Below are 13493 nucleotides of genomic sequence, written 5' to 3'. Positions count from 1 at the left end.
ATTTGGACCAGCCGACCGACGAGCCAACCGACCCTCCCACCCCGGCACCGACCACGATCGCCGGTCCGCTGGAGGCACGCCGGGTGCGGCTCAGCGTCGACGGCGAGCAGGTGGTGGCGGACCTGTCCTTCACCGCTGAGCCGCAAACGCTGACCGCGGTCATCGGACACTCGGAGGCGAGCACGGCTGCTCTGGTCGACGTGGTGGGCGGCACGGTGCAACCGAGTGTCGGCATAGTCCATTTCGGCGGTCACGATGTGGCGGCCGATCACCTGCGAGCGCGCATCGGAGTCGTGCCGCGCTACGACCTGCTGCATCCCGCGCTGACCGTCGAACAAGCCTTGGGCTATGCCGCTGAATTACGTTTGCCACCTGACACATCCGCTGATCTCCGCCGCCAAAGTGTGCATCGGGCACTCAACCAGATGAATTTGGGCTTGCTGCGCACCGCCCAGGTCGGCAACCTCACCGGCGAACAGCGTAAGCGCGCATCGATGGCCATGGAGCTGCTGACCGAGCCCTCACTGCTTGTCCTCGACGAGCCGACCGCCGGACTCGACGCAGCCGCGCACGACGAAATGAGGGCGACGCTGCGGCGACTCGCCGACGAGGGACGTGTTGTTGTGGTGGCAACCACGTCGCCGGCGGATATCGACATCTGCGACCAAGTGGTGCTGCTCACCGGGATGGGCACGCCGGCCTTCGCCGGACCCCCCGCGGAGATCGGTGCGCAGCTGGGCACCACCGATTGGGCGGAGATCATCGCGCGGCTCAGCGCGGATCCGTATGGCGCGCACGGCGCGTATCTGGCCCGCCAGCCGGAGCCCCCGCCGGCACCGGAACCGTCGGCTGAGGCGCGGACTTCGGTGGCACACGTAAGCCGGTGGCGCCAAATCCTCATCGCCGTGCGTCGACAGGTCTGGCTCATGGTCGGCGCTCAGCGGTATTTCATTTTCCTGACCATCCTGCCGGTGTTGTTCGGCGCGATCTCGTTGCTGGTGCCCGGCAAAGCCGGTCTGGGGCCGGCCGACCCGTACGGCGGCAGTCCCGACGAAGCCGTCGAAATCCTTGCCCTGCTCACCATTGGCGCCGTCGTCATCGGCACTGCGCTGGGCATCCGCGACCTCTTCGGCGAACGGCGCATCTTCCGCCACGAGCAAGCCAACGGTCTATCGGCGTCGGCGTTCTTGGCGGGCAAGGTCATCGTCTACAGCATTGTTGCCATCGTGGCGGCCGCGATCATGACCACCGCCGCCACCGTCGGCAAAGGCGCGCCCACTCAAGGCGCCGTGCTGCTCGGCGATACCGGCTTTGCGGCCGGTTTCGAGCTGTTCGTGATCCTGGCCATCACCACCATCGTCTCGGCGATGGTCGCGCTGGCTCTCTCATCGTTGGCCAGCTACGTCGAGCAGATCCTTCTGACGGCCGTGCTGATCGTGCTGATCTCGGCGGTGTTCGCCGGGGCGCTGTTCCCCATCGCCGGCCGGTTCGGTCTGGAGCAGGTCTCGTGGTTTGTGCCGTCCCGCTGGGGGCTTGCCGCCTCCGCCTCTACCGTCGACGTGCCCGCAGTCAATCTGCTGGCCACCTCCGATGATTCGTGGACACACTCAACCGGTCGGTGGTTGTTCGACATGGCGGTGCTGATCGGTTTAGGGGTAGTGGCGACCGGGTGGTTGCGCTGGCGGCTGAGGCGGCCGGCGCGGCGAAGTGATCAATCCAAAGCTTCTGTCGCACAAGGTGAATCGCAAGGATCGACGCCTTAGCTGATCGCGCCGTTTACCTCATGCCAGAGCGCTTCGTAGCATTTGGCCGCGACGCTGTAGGGAGCGAACGCTGTCACCGGCGCCCGTTGTTCGGCCATCTGCTCGATGATCGACAGTGCCGGGATGGCCGTTCGCAAGATCCCCCGTCGTTCGGCCGACAACTGCGCCATGAGGTCGCGGTGCAGCCGCTTGCGCCCGTCCACCATCGAGAAGAATGCACGCACCTCCGGTTGGCGGCCATCGAAATCGTTGACGAAGCCTGACAATTGGTCGAATGTGCGCACTGATAGCGTGGCCGGGATCATCGGCACCAGCAGCGTATCGACGGCATGTAATACGTTTTCCGACAACAGCGAAATGCTCGGCGGACAGTCGAGGAAGACCACATCGTATTCGTCGTCGAGCGGACGCAGCAGCTGGTGAATCCGGCGGGTCGGCCGCTGCATGTCGTCAAGCTGCAAATCCATATTGCGGTAGCGGAAATCGGCTGGCACCAAGTCAAGTCCGTCGAAATCGGTGGCCTTGATTGCGTCGTCGAGCGATCGCGAACCGTCGACCAGCGCTCGGCTGCCGCCCTTGACTTTGGCTCGGACCCGGAAAAGATAAGTGGCCGCACCCTGCGGGTCGAGATCCCACAGCAGCACGTTGTATCCGCTGCGCGCGGCCAGATGCGCAAGGTTGGCCGCGGCCGACGTCTTACCGACACCACCCTTGATGTTGTAGGTCGCATAGATTTTCATCAGCGCACCATCGCCTTGACCCGGGCGCGATTCTCGTTGGCCAGGAACGGCTTCAGCCGACCCACCAGCGCCCCCCGCGCCTTCAGCTGATGTGCGTCGAGCTGCGCAGCGAGTTCCCCCATTGCGAGCACGGTGGCCGGCGGCGCGGCACCCTGTTCCATCATCGCCGCGGCAAATTCCCGGACGGCTTCACGCTGCACTTCGCCGTCCTGGAAGTCGCCCAGCGTGTCCTGCAACGCCTTGAGCTCTTTGAGCACCGGACGATACGGCGCGTCGGCGCACAACGGCCGGAATACCTCGAGCAGATAGCGCAATTCCTTGCAGCGCTTGCGCAGCTCATGCACCTGCTCGCTCGGCGAGTCGGCGGTGATCCGTTTGCCGCGCCGCACCACCTTCCGAAATGCCCGGTCGATACGCTTGCGGGCCAATGCCCCGGTCGCCGGCCCGCCGTTGGCCTCAGCGGTCAGCTGCGCCAGCGCTGCGCGCCAGTCGCTCATCACCTGCTCGAAGCGACGAGACCGCAGCCCGCGCACCAAGCGGCGGCGTTCGGTAGCGCGATGCCGGACCAAGAACGAGCGGAACGGATCGAGGTCGCGTGGATCGGCCGACGCCAGTCTGGCGGCCATGCTGTCGAGCTCGAGCAAATAGACGTCCAGATCGCGCACCGGCGTGGTCAGATCGCCAAGCCACTTGAACTCGGGCTGGAATCGCTCGGCCAGGTTCGCGGGCAGCACATCGCCGGCGAGCTTGAGAATCGATCGGGTGCGCCGCACCGCCACTCGCAGATCGTGCAGGAATTCGGTGTCAATCGCCGCAATCGTGCCGTCGACGTTTTCGTCGATGACCCCCGCGAATTGCGCGAGCATCTGAGGAATAGCCACCGGTGCAGGCGTTTCCGGACGCAGCTGCGCCGCGGGATCCTGCTCACGGTCGCTGGGACTGCGACCAGCGAGCGCCAGCGCATCGTCGTAGGGCGTCGTTGTCGTGGCGGTGAGCCCATCGACGCCGCCCATCAGGCGAGCGATCCGATCGCCGTCCACGTCGTAGCCGCGCAATGGCTGCACCTGCAGCTGGCTGCTGCCGTCGTCGGCGCTTTCGGTCAGCAGCCGGGCGACAGTTTTCTCGTCGGCGTTGAGCACCCGGCTCTCCTGCACGGCACGCCGCACGGTGACGACCGGCAGCAGTGCCCGCAACGCGACAATCGGGGCCAACGCGTCGCGCAGCCGCCCAGCCGGCATGTCGGGCAGCAGTGCCGGCCACTTCCGGGGCCGAGGTCCCTGCAACCGGCTACCGTCCGGGAGCTGCAGTATCAGTGGGCCGTCGTCGAGGTACTCGAGGGACATCCCCGCCGAGTGCAGCCGCCAATCGAAGGTGTCCAGCCAGATGTGGGCAACGGATCGCTGCGGTCCGGCGGCCAGGGCGAAGTGCGGGAGCAGCGCGGCCTGGACAGCCTCGACGTCAACCGCGCCCTGCTTGCTGAAGGCGCGGGAAACCTGGCCCATGGCGTCCCTTCTCTCGACGACCGACCGCAAGATGATAGCCATTGCGGGTAAATGCCCGGTGCATTTGAAAACGGGCGACATCGCGGAGCCCACACCGGCGGTCCCGGCAGCGAGTTACCGTCGGGTATGACCACCACTGCGGAACACCTGCGCAATACGCTCGACGGACGCTGGCGCGACGTGAAGAACCAGATGCGGGAGAGGTTGACCGACGAGGTCTTCCGTCCGCACTACACACCGAACACAGTGATCGCCCGCACCAAGGTGGCCGAACAAATGAAGATCATGGCCGCGGCCGGCGCAGCCGACGACGGCTTCCGCAAAGAGCACGGCGGTACCGGCAACGTCGGGGCGGCGATCACGATGATCGAGATGCTCGCAATGTCAGACCTGTCCTTGATGGTCAAGGCGGGCGTGCAATGGGGTTTGTTCGGCGGAGCCGTCGAGAACCTCGGCACCGAACGCCACCACGAGGCGTATGTGAAAAAGATCATCAACCTCGAACTGCGTGGCTGTTTCGCGATGACCGAGACCGGACACGGCAGCGACGTCCAATCCCTTGAAACGACCGCGACCTACGACGCCGCTAACGAAGAGTTCGTGATCCACTCCGAAACACCGACGGCCCGCAAGGATTACATCGGCGGTGCCGCCGAAACCGCCACCATTGCAGCGGTATTCGCCCAACTCATCACCGCCGAGGACGGCGAGCAGGTCAACCATGGCGTGCATTGCTTGTTGGTGCCGATCCGCGACGCGGACGGCAACGACCTGCCGGGTGTGACCACGTCGGACTGCCAGTACAAGGGCGGGTTGCCCGGCGTCGACAATGGCCGCATCGTTTTCGACCACGTCCGGGTGCCCCGGGTGAACCTGCTGAACAAGTACGGCGATGTGGCCGCTGACGGCAGCTACAGCTCACCGATCGAAAACCCCAACCGCCGGTTCTTCACCATGATCGGCACCCTGATCCGCGGGCGGATCTGCGTCGGAGGCAGCGCAGGCAACGCGGCACGAGTGGCGTTGGACATCGCTACCCGGTATGCGTTGCAGCGCAAGCAGTTCAGTGCCCCCGACGAGGACGGCGAAGTGCTGGTCATGGACTACCTGGTGCACCAGCGCCGGCTTTTCCCGTTGATCGCGCGCTCGTATGCGTTGCAGTTCGCGCAGAACGAGCTGGTGGCCAGGTGTCACGATCTACAGACTGCAGATGCCCCCGACGCCGAGGAGCAACGAGAACTGGAGTCACGGGCCGCCGGGCTCAAAGCCGCCAATACCTGGCACGCCAGCCGCGCGATACAAGAAGCCCGGGAAGCATGCGGCGGGGCCGGCTACATGGCCGACAACCGGTTGATCGCGCTGCGCGGCGACGCCGACGTGTTCACCACTTTCGAAGGCGACAACCATGTGCTGACCCAGTTGGTGGCCAAGGAGTTGCTGACCGCCTACGCCGACGACATCAAGAGCATGAGCCCGGTGGACTGGGTCCGGTTCGCGGCCAACTTCGCCGGTGAGCGGGTGCTGAAACGCACTGCGGCAGAAACGATTATCCAAACCATTGTTGACGCCCGTCAGGACAACGAAGAGGAAGGCAGCCTGTTCAACCGCGGCACCCAGGTGCAGATGTTCGAGGACCGCGAGGCATACCTGATCGCCTCGGTGGCGCGCCGGTTACAGGGCAAGGCCAAAGAGATGTCGGAGTTCGATGCGTTCAATGCCGTACAGGATCATGTGCTGCATGCCGCGCAGGGCCATATCGATCGGGTAGTGCTGGAGGCGTTCGTCGCCGGAATCGAGTCGTGCGAAGACGACGACGCCCACGAGGTGCTCGGGCTGGTCTGCGACCTGTACGCATTGTCGGTGATCGAGGATGACAAAGCGTGGTTCGTCGAGCACCGCTACCTGTCCACCGAGCGCGCGAAAGCAGTGACTCGCGGTATCAACGACCGGTGCCGGTTGTTGCGGCCCCACGCGCAAACACTGGTCGACGGATTCGGCATCCCCGAGCCGTGCCGTTACGCCGAGATGCTGCACCCGGAGAATCTGCCGGTCTGATCCGGCAACGTTAGAATCATTCGAAGGAAAAGGCTTCCGGGATCGATTGAGCCATGAAAGCGTGTTCGTTCAAGCCCACAGCGGAGGATTGACCAGATGAATCCCAACCCGGACTACGACGCCAGCGACGAGCTGGAATACGGCCTCGCGGCGTATGCGTGGCTGCTCAGGGGTGTCTACCCGCCGCCCTCCTACGCGCCCGACCTGGACGGGTAGTACTCACTGCGGCGGCACGTAGTTGCCCGCCGAATTGCGTAGCTGCCAGATCTGGGCAGGGCAGAAGATGTTCACCGCGTTGGACACCAGGTAGTTGGCCGCGTACTCGTCGTTGGGTCGCACATCATTTTTCACATCGCCCATCACTTGGGCATAGCTGGCGCCGTTGCTGAGCTTGTCGCAGATGCCGTGGGCGTAGTTGAGGGCGTCGGTCGCGTTGGCGAAACTGTATTGCCGCCGCACGGTGATGTCGTAAATGAACTCCACTTCGGGCGCCGGGACCGCATGCGCCCGCGGTGCCGGCGTGAGCACGCCGCCGCCCAACGCCGCGGCGGCAATGAGCACCGCCAGCGGCCTACCGCGCTTCATGCCTGGTGACACGGTCATCTGACGGAACCTCCTACTGCCCGTACACCGCGACGACGACACTGCGATCGAAGCTGTTGTCTGACCACACCCCGATTTGGGTGTTGGCGCAGTTCGACATGATCGCGTAGTAGTCGGGGCGGTTGAACCAATTGCCCATGATGTCAAGGTCATTGATGGCCAGCGATTGGTTGATTGCAACCGTCTCGGCGACCGGGCCGCGATAGCCTGCGTCGCGGGCCCGGTCTTGCACCGTCGATCCGTCCGACCCGATATCACCGTCGAGGGCACGATTGTTGAGCACATCGATCGTGTGCCGCTGCGCGGCCGCCTGCAGCTGTGGGTTGATATGCAAGTCAGTGCTGCAGCCGGCGTGTTTCTTGACGGTGTCGACGTTGACGACGACGCCGTTGTTGAGCCGCGAGTTGTCCGCCGTCGCCGCCGGTGCGGCGATGACCGCCAACGGTATCGACAGGGTCCATGCAAGACGGCGACTCGTAGCCCGGACGGTCATGGCACTAGCGGATATTCGCTGCGAGGTCAGCGGACATGGCAGCCAGCTGTTGGCTCCATGTCCCCCAGTCGTTGCTTCCGCCGCGGCCCAAATCGAAGTGGCCGTTGTGGCCGCCGGCGTCTCCATAGTGGGAGTAGAAGGTTGCGTTGGTCCCTTGCGCGATATCCGGATAGCCGATCATCGCGGCCATGTCGCTCGGCGCTCCGCTTCCTGGACTGTAGATCCAGAGCCGAATGTTGTTGTCTACCAGCTGCTGGATGTTCTGGTTCGGCGAATGCCACTTCCACCGGCCCAGCTGAGGTGCTCCCCACATGTTGTCGCTGTCGACACCGCCTTGCTTCAGGCCCGCGGTGATCGTGCCGTCTACCCCGGTGCGTTCGGGCGCCAGGAATCCCGACAGCGATGCGGCGTAGCGGAATCGGTCGGGATGGAAGGTTCCCAGCGCCGCCGCGGCGTAGCCGCCTTGCGAGGCACCGACGACGCCGTGGCCGCCGGGGGCCAGCCCCTTATTGGCGACCAACCAGTCAGGTAGCTCGTGAGACAGAAACGTGTCCCATTGCCTGCTGCCGTCTCGCTCCCAGTCGGTGTACATGGTGTAGGCACCGCCGGCAGGAGCTACCACCGAAACCCCCTTGCCGCCAAGCGTGTTCATCGCATTGGCCGCCGTGACCCAGTTGCTGACGTCGGGGCCCGCATTGAACGCATCGAGTAGATAGATGGCGTGCGGGCCGCCGGCCAGGAACGCAACCGGGATATCGCGACCCATCGCAGCCGACGGCACCATCAGGCTCTCGAAGTTGGCCGCTGCGGTTCTCGCAGTCGAACCGGACGTCGTGGTGGCGCACCATAATCCGGTTGCGAGCACGACGGCGCCGAGCACTCGGAGGAACTTCGATAGGGTTTTCATATTCGCCTCACACCGGATCGAACTGCGAGATAAGCCATCGATCATGGACCCTTTCCAGAGTTATGCGCACACTGGAGGTGGTTTGGGTGGGTGCATCGTTGCCGATAGTGGTGGTCTGATCGATGAAAACCAATACCACTGCGTGGCTTTCGGTCGCCGATACCGAAGCCGCGGCCGGCACTGTCGCGACGGCCGAAATGTGCTGCTGCTTGGCGCCGGGGGCAACGACGTCAGTGACGAGCTGTGTGTACTGCTGGCGGAAGCCACCGGTGAGGCGGCCAGCTGATCCGGTCAGGTCCCGGTCCACGGTGTCCGGGTGATACGACAGGATCGCGATGGTGCTGTCGGTGGCGGCCTTGACCGACGCCTCAGCCGCCGTCCGCGACGCGCGCTCCGACCCGTCGAGCCACTTCAGGTAGCCATCTCCCAGGGCGAGCAACAACGCCAGCGCCGGCAGCACGCCGGTAGCCACGATGCGCGTCCACGAGAAATGCGAACCTCGTTCGGCCGTCGGCTCTTCCGCGTCGAAGAGATCTGCCTCGTCGGCCGCCTCGGCTTCGTCGTCGATCCGTTCGTCGATCTCGTCGACGGGATCAACGTCCATTGCGGCGTCTCCCTCCTGTGCTGTCGCGGCTGTCCGGCTGCTCACGGGACGAAGTCGACATTCGACACTTTTGCGCCATCGCCGGTTTGCTGAACACGTATGCGCATCCGCCATCTCCGCGGTTCTTGTTCTGGTGGTGCCGCGGCAACGGTCGTCTTCACCGATACCGCAACCAAAACTTGGGCCTGATCTTTCGTCTCGGACAACAGCGCCGCCTCGGATACGGTGCCCTCCGACTTCGATTGCAGCTTCTTGACGACGTCGACGAACGGCTGCGATCTCTTTTGGAAGTCGTCGAAAAAGTTGCCCGTCGCCGATTCAAGGATCCGCTTGATGTCGGCATCGACTTCGGTGTAGTCGATCGTGGTGAGGTTGACCGCGGTCTGACGCGCGACTTGCACGTAGAGATTGCGCTGCGCTTGCGCCTCGCGGTCCTGGTAGACCCGGTATCCGAGCCAGCCGCCCACACCGGCCAGTGCCGCGATGACGACAAGTCCCGCTGAGATCGAGAGCCGGGTGTCGGAAAACCTCCGCCGCGCAGGTAATTTAGCGCTCGCCGCGGCATCATAATCCTCTGCCGGTTCGTCTACTGGCCCGGCGGTATCAGCATGCTCTGCCATGTCTTGCCTTTCCTGGCGTCGGCCAGATCGGACTGGGTGTAAGTGCGCCCGTCGGGGGCCACATAGCTGCCGGTGGCTGGATCGTAGGGAATGACAGCAACCGGTGGAGGGGGTGGCGTCGCGCCTGGCGGCGCCGGCCTGACTGGCGGGGGCAAGCTCCGAGGATCCTTGCCCGGCGGATATTGCGGCACATTTTGACCGCTGAGCGTTGCGTTGGGGTCGCCCTTCCAGTTGTAGCCATCGTTGAGCGGCACGTATCGCTCGTCGCTCTCGCACATTTCGGCCGTCGGGGCACGCTTGCCGGGCTTGGTCTCGCAAGGAGTGTTGCGCACACCCCGGACGTTCAGCGCGGAATCCTGCGGAACGCGGCAATACAACTCGCCGGCCGGCCGGTCAGGGTAATCCTGGCGGGAGGGAATTCGCTGCTGCTGAACCGGCAGGAATCCGGTGTTGCATGGGGGCGGCAGGTTGAGGTTCAGGTTGAAATCGAGATAGACACCCTTGTAATCCTGCTTGCTGTCGGAGTCCGGCTCAGCTATCGCCGACATCACGGCCGTTCCCTGCGGGAAGAGGACCAGCAGCTGCTCGAGATCGTTGTGGTAGTCCACCGCGATCTTGCCCAGGCTCACCAGATTGGCCAGCAGCACCGGCAAAGTGGGCGCAATCCGGTCGAATAGCGCCGTGCCTTCATCCAGCGTCGGGCCGCCGACCCTGAGCAGATCCGCAAAAGCCGTGTCCTGCGCCTTGAGCTGACTGGTGATCGAGTTCAGGTGCCGGGCCCAGCTCGCGATCGAATCCGAGGTCCGCACTTGGGAGTTGGCGACAGACGGGAACTGGTCGATCAGTTTGGCGAATTGATCCTTGGTCTTACCGGACTCGATCGCCAGCGCCGTGCCTCCGTCGACCAGACGTGAGAGTTCCGGTCCCAGTCCTGCGACGGCTTTGGAGGCTTCATCGACCACGGTGTGCAAATTGTCCTGTGGGATCGCCTGCAGCGCTTTGTTGGTGGTGTCGAGCAGCGATCCGATATCGACGGGGATCTGGGTTCTGCCGACCGGGATGACATCGCCGTCGCGCAGCTTCGGCCCGGTGTTTTGTGCTGTGCCCGAGTGCGGGGTCAGTTCGATGAACTGCTCGCCGACCGCCGAACGGCTGTGCACCGCGGCCGTCACATTCGACGGAATCGCGATGCCCGACTTGAGTGAGAGAAGGGCACGAACGCCGTCACGCGTGACGTCAACGGACTTCACGATGCCGACTTCGCTGCCGCGGTAGTTCACTACCGACGTCGGGTAAAGACCGCCTGACGCGGGAAGATCGACCGTGACCTGGTATCGCCCAACTCCCAACAGTGCGGGCACCTTGACGAAACCGAATGCCATTACGCCAACGGCGATGACGGTGATCGACGCAAGGATCGCCAACTGTGTCCACAGTCGACGGGACAACCGCAGCGTGCTCGAACGCGCCATGCTAGTACCCCCCGAAGTGGTAGGGCGCGATCAGCGGATTGGCGGCGGTGTAGGGGCTTGGCATCTGCCCGATGGTGCGACCCCATTGCAATTCGAGTTCGGTGAGGTTGCCCTCCCATCTGGTTCCAGTGAAGATACCGCTGTCGATCCGGCTCAATGTCAGATCGATGACGAGGCTGATGTTGGCGAAGTCACCGCGAAACCAGTTGGGAACCGTGCTCTTGACCCACGGGTAGGTCGACAGAAAATCCAGACCCCTGGTGAGGGCGGGTCCGGCGTTGGCCAGTTCTCGCAGCGCCGGTGCGAGGTTACGGAAGTTCTTGGTGAACGATTCTTTGGTCTGGTTGATCGTCGAGGCGGTAATCGCGCTGAATTTCCCGAGCGCATCGATCGCGTCGGCGATTTTGTTTCGCGAATCCGACAGCACGGCCAGCGCTTGCGGGATGGTGGTGAGCGCCTTGTCGACGATCTGATCCTTGGCTGCTACCTGTCCGGCCAGCGAGTTGAGACTCTCAGTGGCCGTGATGATGCCGTCGGTCTGCGTGTGCAACCGTGCAACGAAGATGTCCAGCTGCTTCAGCAGACTGCGCAGATCACTCTCGCGGCCCGCCATCGCGGTCGCGAACGCTTGCGTGATCTCCTGAACATGGCTTAGGCCGCCGCCGTTGAGCAGAATCGCGACGGACGCAAGCGTCTGCTCGGTGGTCGGGTAGGTGCTGGCCCGCGAAAGCGGAATCAGCGAACCATCTTTGAGTTCGCCCGTGGGTGCCTCGTCGGTCGGCGGCGCCAGTTCGATGTGCATGGATCCTAATAGGCTGGTCTGCCCTACTTTGGCGGTGCTGTTGGCCGGCAGGTGCACGTCGCCGTTGATACGCATGGTCACTAGGGCGTGCCAGTCCTGTACCTCGATCTTGGTGACATTGCCGACGTTGACGTCGGCGACACGTACCCGGGTGTTGGGTTGGATCACCACGACGTCCGGCAACTGCGCCGCGATGGTATAGGCGCCCTTGCTGTTGCCTTCAGTCCCGGGCAGGCTCAGCGAATTAAGGCCCCGCCACTCACATCCCGTGACCGCCCACAAGCACGAAAGAAGCACCGCGGCCACTATGCGCCGCGTCATGGGCCACCTCCCGGCGGCGCCGGCGGCAACATCAAGCCCTGCAGCCCTTGGCTGGGGTCGACGGACCGCGTGCTGGGTGCGCCCAGCGGGGCGGGTTCCGGCGGCGCCGGGGCGTTCGGTGGTGGGGGTAGGTGCGGGTTGAGCCTGTCCTCGCTGTACGTGAGCTCATTGGGGCGTGCCGATGCTCCCACGAACGGGTTAATGCCGATCGGCGGAAAGTTGTACTGCCGGTTTTTGATGATCGGTGACAAGTACTGCTCGCACAGCTTGGCTGATTGCTTGGCCCCCACGCGCGCAGCGGACTCGATTGCACCGCAGAGGAATTGAACAGTGTCGGCGAAGTTCACCGGCGCCAAGATGCCGGTAACCGCACTTTGCGCCGGTTGATAGATGTTCATGAAGTTCTGGAACACCGTCGGCACCACGTGCAGCGTTTGCTTGATGTCGCCACGGCTGTCATTCATCGCCGTGGTGATCGCGGCGAGGTGGTCGACGGTGGTGCCGAGCGCCTCCCGATTGTCGGCTACGAAGCCACGCAGATCGTTCACCGCAGCGTCCAAGCCCTGCGCCGCCTGAGCCCACTCGTTGGGCGTATTGGACAACACCGTGGTGACGTTGGCCAGATTCCGGTTGAACGCGGCCAACAGATCACTGCTGGACGACAGCGCCGACACCAGCAACTGGAGGTTGCGCACTGTGCTGAAGATGTCTGTGCTGTGATCGCCCAGTGCCGAAACCGCCTGCGACAGTTTGATGATCGTGTCTCGCGCGGTGTCGCCCTCGCCCCGCAGGTTGGCCGCGGAGGTATTGATGAACTCACCGAGAGCGCTGGGACCGCCAGGAGTCTTGGGCTGTAACGAGTCGGTCAGCTTCTCCAATTCCTTGCGCAGATCGTCCCACTCCACCGGAACCGCAGTGCGATCCTCGGGAATGGTCGCACCGTCTTGCAGTTTCGGACCGCCGGAGTAAGCCGGAACGAGCTGAATCGCACGCGCAGTCACCAGCGAAGGCGATAAGACCGCCGCCCGCGCGTCGGCCGGTACGGAGTACTGCGAGTCGACTGTGAAGGTGACCTTGGCCGCGTTGGGCTGCGGGTCGATCTGCTCGACGGTCCCCACGGCGACGCCGAGGATTCGCACTTCGTCGCCCGTATAGAGACCGTTGGTGTTGGCGAAATAGGCGGTGTAGGTGTTTCTGTTGACTGTCTTCCACCACGGCGTGACCATCATGCTGATCCCGACGAAAAGGGTCACGACCAAACTGATGCCGGTCGCGATCTGCACGCCGCGTCGGCGCGTCAGCATCATCGTCCCCCGCCGGCTGGCACTTCGTTGGGCGCAGGCACATAGACAGGTGTCGGCTTAGGTGCCGGTGTCGGACTCGCGGGCGGGCCCGGTGGCGGTCCGCCGGGCGGCGGAGCAGGTGCGGGCTGTCGATAGGGATAGCACCGCGGGCCGGGAAGGGGCACGCCGAGCGGCCCGCACGACTGCTCGTCCGGGTTGCCGGTGATCGCGTCGGGCAGCGTGCGTTTGGGCTCGCCGCCTTGTCCGGTACGCGGATAGGGCAACGGCAACGGCGGGAGGCCGGGCTGACCCTCCCCCGGGTCGACGA

The 13493-nt window shown here is 64.2% G+C and carries 11 protein-coding genes and 2 pseudogenes; 2 read left to right on the top strand and 11 right to left on the bottom strand.

Annotated features, from left to right (window positions below):
- Positions 1-1763: ATP-binding cassette domain-containing protein (locus WBF82_RS13790; protein WP_424383566.1), on the top strand; the 1763-nt coding region annotated here is incomplete at its 5' end.
- Here WBF82_RS13790 and WBF82_RS13785 read toward each other — a convergent pair.
- A complete protein-coding gene (locus WBF82_RS13785) occupies positions 1760-2503 on the bottom strand; it encodes a ParA family protein (protein ID WP_424383565.1) in 744 nt (247 codons plus the stop codon). The genes WBF82_RS13790 and WBF82_RS13785 overlap by 4 nt on opposite strands.
- Entirely contained in the window at positions 2503-4005 is a 1503-nt protein-coding gene (locus WBF82_RS13780; RefSeq protein ID WP_424383564.1) for a CHAD domain-containing protein, read from the bottom strand. Before WBF82_RS13780 ends, WBF82_RS13785 begins: the two co-directional genes overlap by 1 nt.
- A 126-nt stretch (positions 4006-4131) precedes the next feature.
- Here WBF82_RS13780 and WBF82_RS13775 point away from each other — a divergent pair, with 126 nt between their 5' ends.
- Positions 4132-6060, top strand: coding sequence for an acyl-CoA dehydrogenase (locus tag WBF82_RS13775; protein WP_424383563.1), 1929 nt, complete (start codon positions 4132-4134; stop codon positions 6058-6060).
- A 219-nt stretch (positions 6061-6279) separates the two neighbouring features.
- Here the strand turns inward: WBF82_RS13775 and WBF82_RS13770 are convergent, their stop codons facing one another.
- From WBF82_RS13770 to WBF82_RS13730, 9 genes and pseudogenes are all read right to left on the bottom strand, one after another.
- Positions 6280-6663 carry a DUF732 domain-containing protein gene (locus WBF82_RS13770; protein ID WP_424383562.1) on the bottom strand — a complete coding sequence of 128 codons (384 nt, stop codon included), beginning with the start codon at positions 6661-6663 and terminating at the stop codon, positions 6280-6282.
- Between the two features lie 16 nt (positions 6664-6679).
- Positions 6680-7156: pseudogene (locus WBF82_RS13765) on the bottom strand (CAP domain-containing protein); the annotation flags it as partial.
- A gap of 4 nt (positions 7157-7160) precedes the next feature.
- Positions 7161-8063, bottom strand: coding sequence for an alpha/beta hydrolase-fold protein (locus tag WBF82_RS13760; RefSeq protein WP_424383561.1), 903 nt, complete (start codon positions 8061-8063; stop codon positions 7161-7163).
- 7 nt (positions 8064-8070) lie between these two features.
- A complete protein-coding gene (locus WBF82_RS13755) occupies positions 8071-8667 on the bottom strand; it encodes a hypothetical protein (protein WP_424383560.1) in 597 nt (198 codons plus the stop codon).
- A gap of 41 nt (positions 8668-8708) precedes the next feature.
- Positions 8709-9287 carry an Mce protein gene (locus tag WBF82_RS13750; RefSeq protein WP_424383559.1) on the bottom strand — a complete coding sequence of 193 codons (579 nt, stop codon included), beginning with the start codon at positions 9285-9287 and terminating at the stop codon, positions 8709-8711.
- The gene (locus WBF82_RS13745; protein ID WP_424383558.1) at positions 9254-10759 is read right to left on the bottom strand and encodes an MCE family protein; all 1506 of its coding nucleotides are present in this window, start codon (positions 10757-10759) and stop codon (positions 9254-9256) included. Before WBF82_RS13745 ends, WBF82_RS13750 begins: the two co-directional genes overlap by 34 nt.
- A 1-nt stretch (position 10760) precedes the next feature.
- Entirely contained in the window at positions 10761-11882 is a 1122-nt protein-coding gene (locus WBF82_RS13740) for an MCE family protein (RefSeq protein ID WP_424383557.1), read from the bottom strand.
- The gene (locus WBF82_RS13735; protein ID WP_424383567.1) at positions 11879-13186 is read right to left on the bottom strand and encodes an MCE family protein; all 1308 of its coding nucleotides are present in this window, start codon (positions 13184-13186) and stop codon (positions 11879-11881) included. Before WBF82_RS13735 ends, WBF82_RS13740 begins: the two co-directional genes overlap by 4 nt.
- A pseudogene (locus tag WBF82_RS13730) lies at positions 13186-13493 on the bottom strand (mammalian cell entry protein); the annotation flags it as partial. The gene WBF82_RS13735 and the pseudogene WBF82_RS13730, both read right to left, overlap by 1 nt.

It is taken from the genome of Mycobacterium sp. (assembly GCF_049673265.1).
GTDB lineage: Bacteria > Actinomycetota > Actinomycetes > Mycobacteriales > Mycobacteriaceae > Mycobacterium.
Note: the sequence above shows the minus strand (reverse complement) of the source record. Positions and strands in the feature narration are given on the sequence as shown.

Bases quoted from the DNA above. Each gene is read 5' to 3' on its own strand.
- WBF82_RS13785 (WP_424383565.1), bottom strand. From the start codon at position 2,503: ATGAAAATCTATGCGACCTACAACATCAAGGGTGGTGTCGGTAAGACG.
- WBF82_RS13780 (WP_424383564.1), bottom strand. From the start codon at position 4,005: ATGGGCCAGGTTTCCCGCGCCTTCAGCAAGCAGGGCGCGGTTGACGTC.
- WBF82_RS13775 (WP_424383563.1), top strand. From the start codon at position 4,132: ATGACCACCACTGCGGAACACCTGCGCAATACGCTCGACGGACGCTGG.
- WBF82_RS13770 (WP_424383562.1), bottom strand. From the start codon at position 6,663: ATGACCGTGTCACCAGGCATGAAGCGCGGTAGGCCGCTGGCGGTGCTC.
- WBF82_RS13760 (WP_424383561.1), bottom strand. From the start codon at position 8,063: ATGAAAACCCTATCGAAGTTCCTCCGAGTGCTCGGCGCCGTCGTGCTC.
- WBF82_RS13755 (WP_424383560.1), bottom strand. From the start codon at position 8,667: ATGGACGTTGATCCCGTCGACGAGATCGACGAACGGATCGACGACGAA.
- WBF82_RS13750 (WP_424383559.1), bottom strand. From the start codon at position 9,287: ATGGCAGAGCATGCTGATACCGCCGGGCCAGTAGACGAACCGGCAGAG.
- WBF82_RS13745 (WP_424383558.1), bottom strand. From the start codon at position 10,759: ATGGCGCGTTCGAGCACGCTGCGGTTGTCCCGTCGACTGTGGACACAG.
- WBF82_RS13740 (WP_424383557.1), bottom strand. From the start codon at position 11,882: ATGACGCGGCGCATAGTGGCCGCGGTGCTTCTTTCGTGCTTGTGGGCG.
- WBF82_RS13735 (WP_424383567.1), bottom strand. From the start codon at position 13,186: ATGCTGACGCGCCGACGCGGCGTGCAGATCGCGACCGGCATCAGTTTG.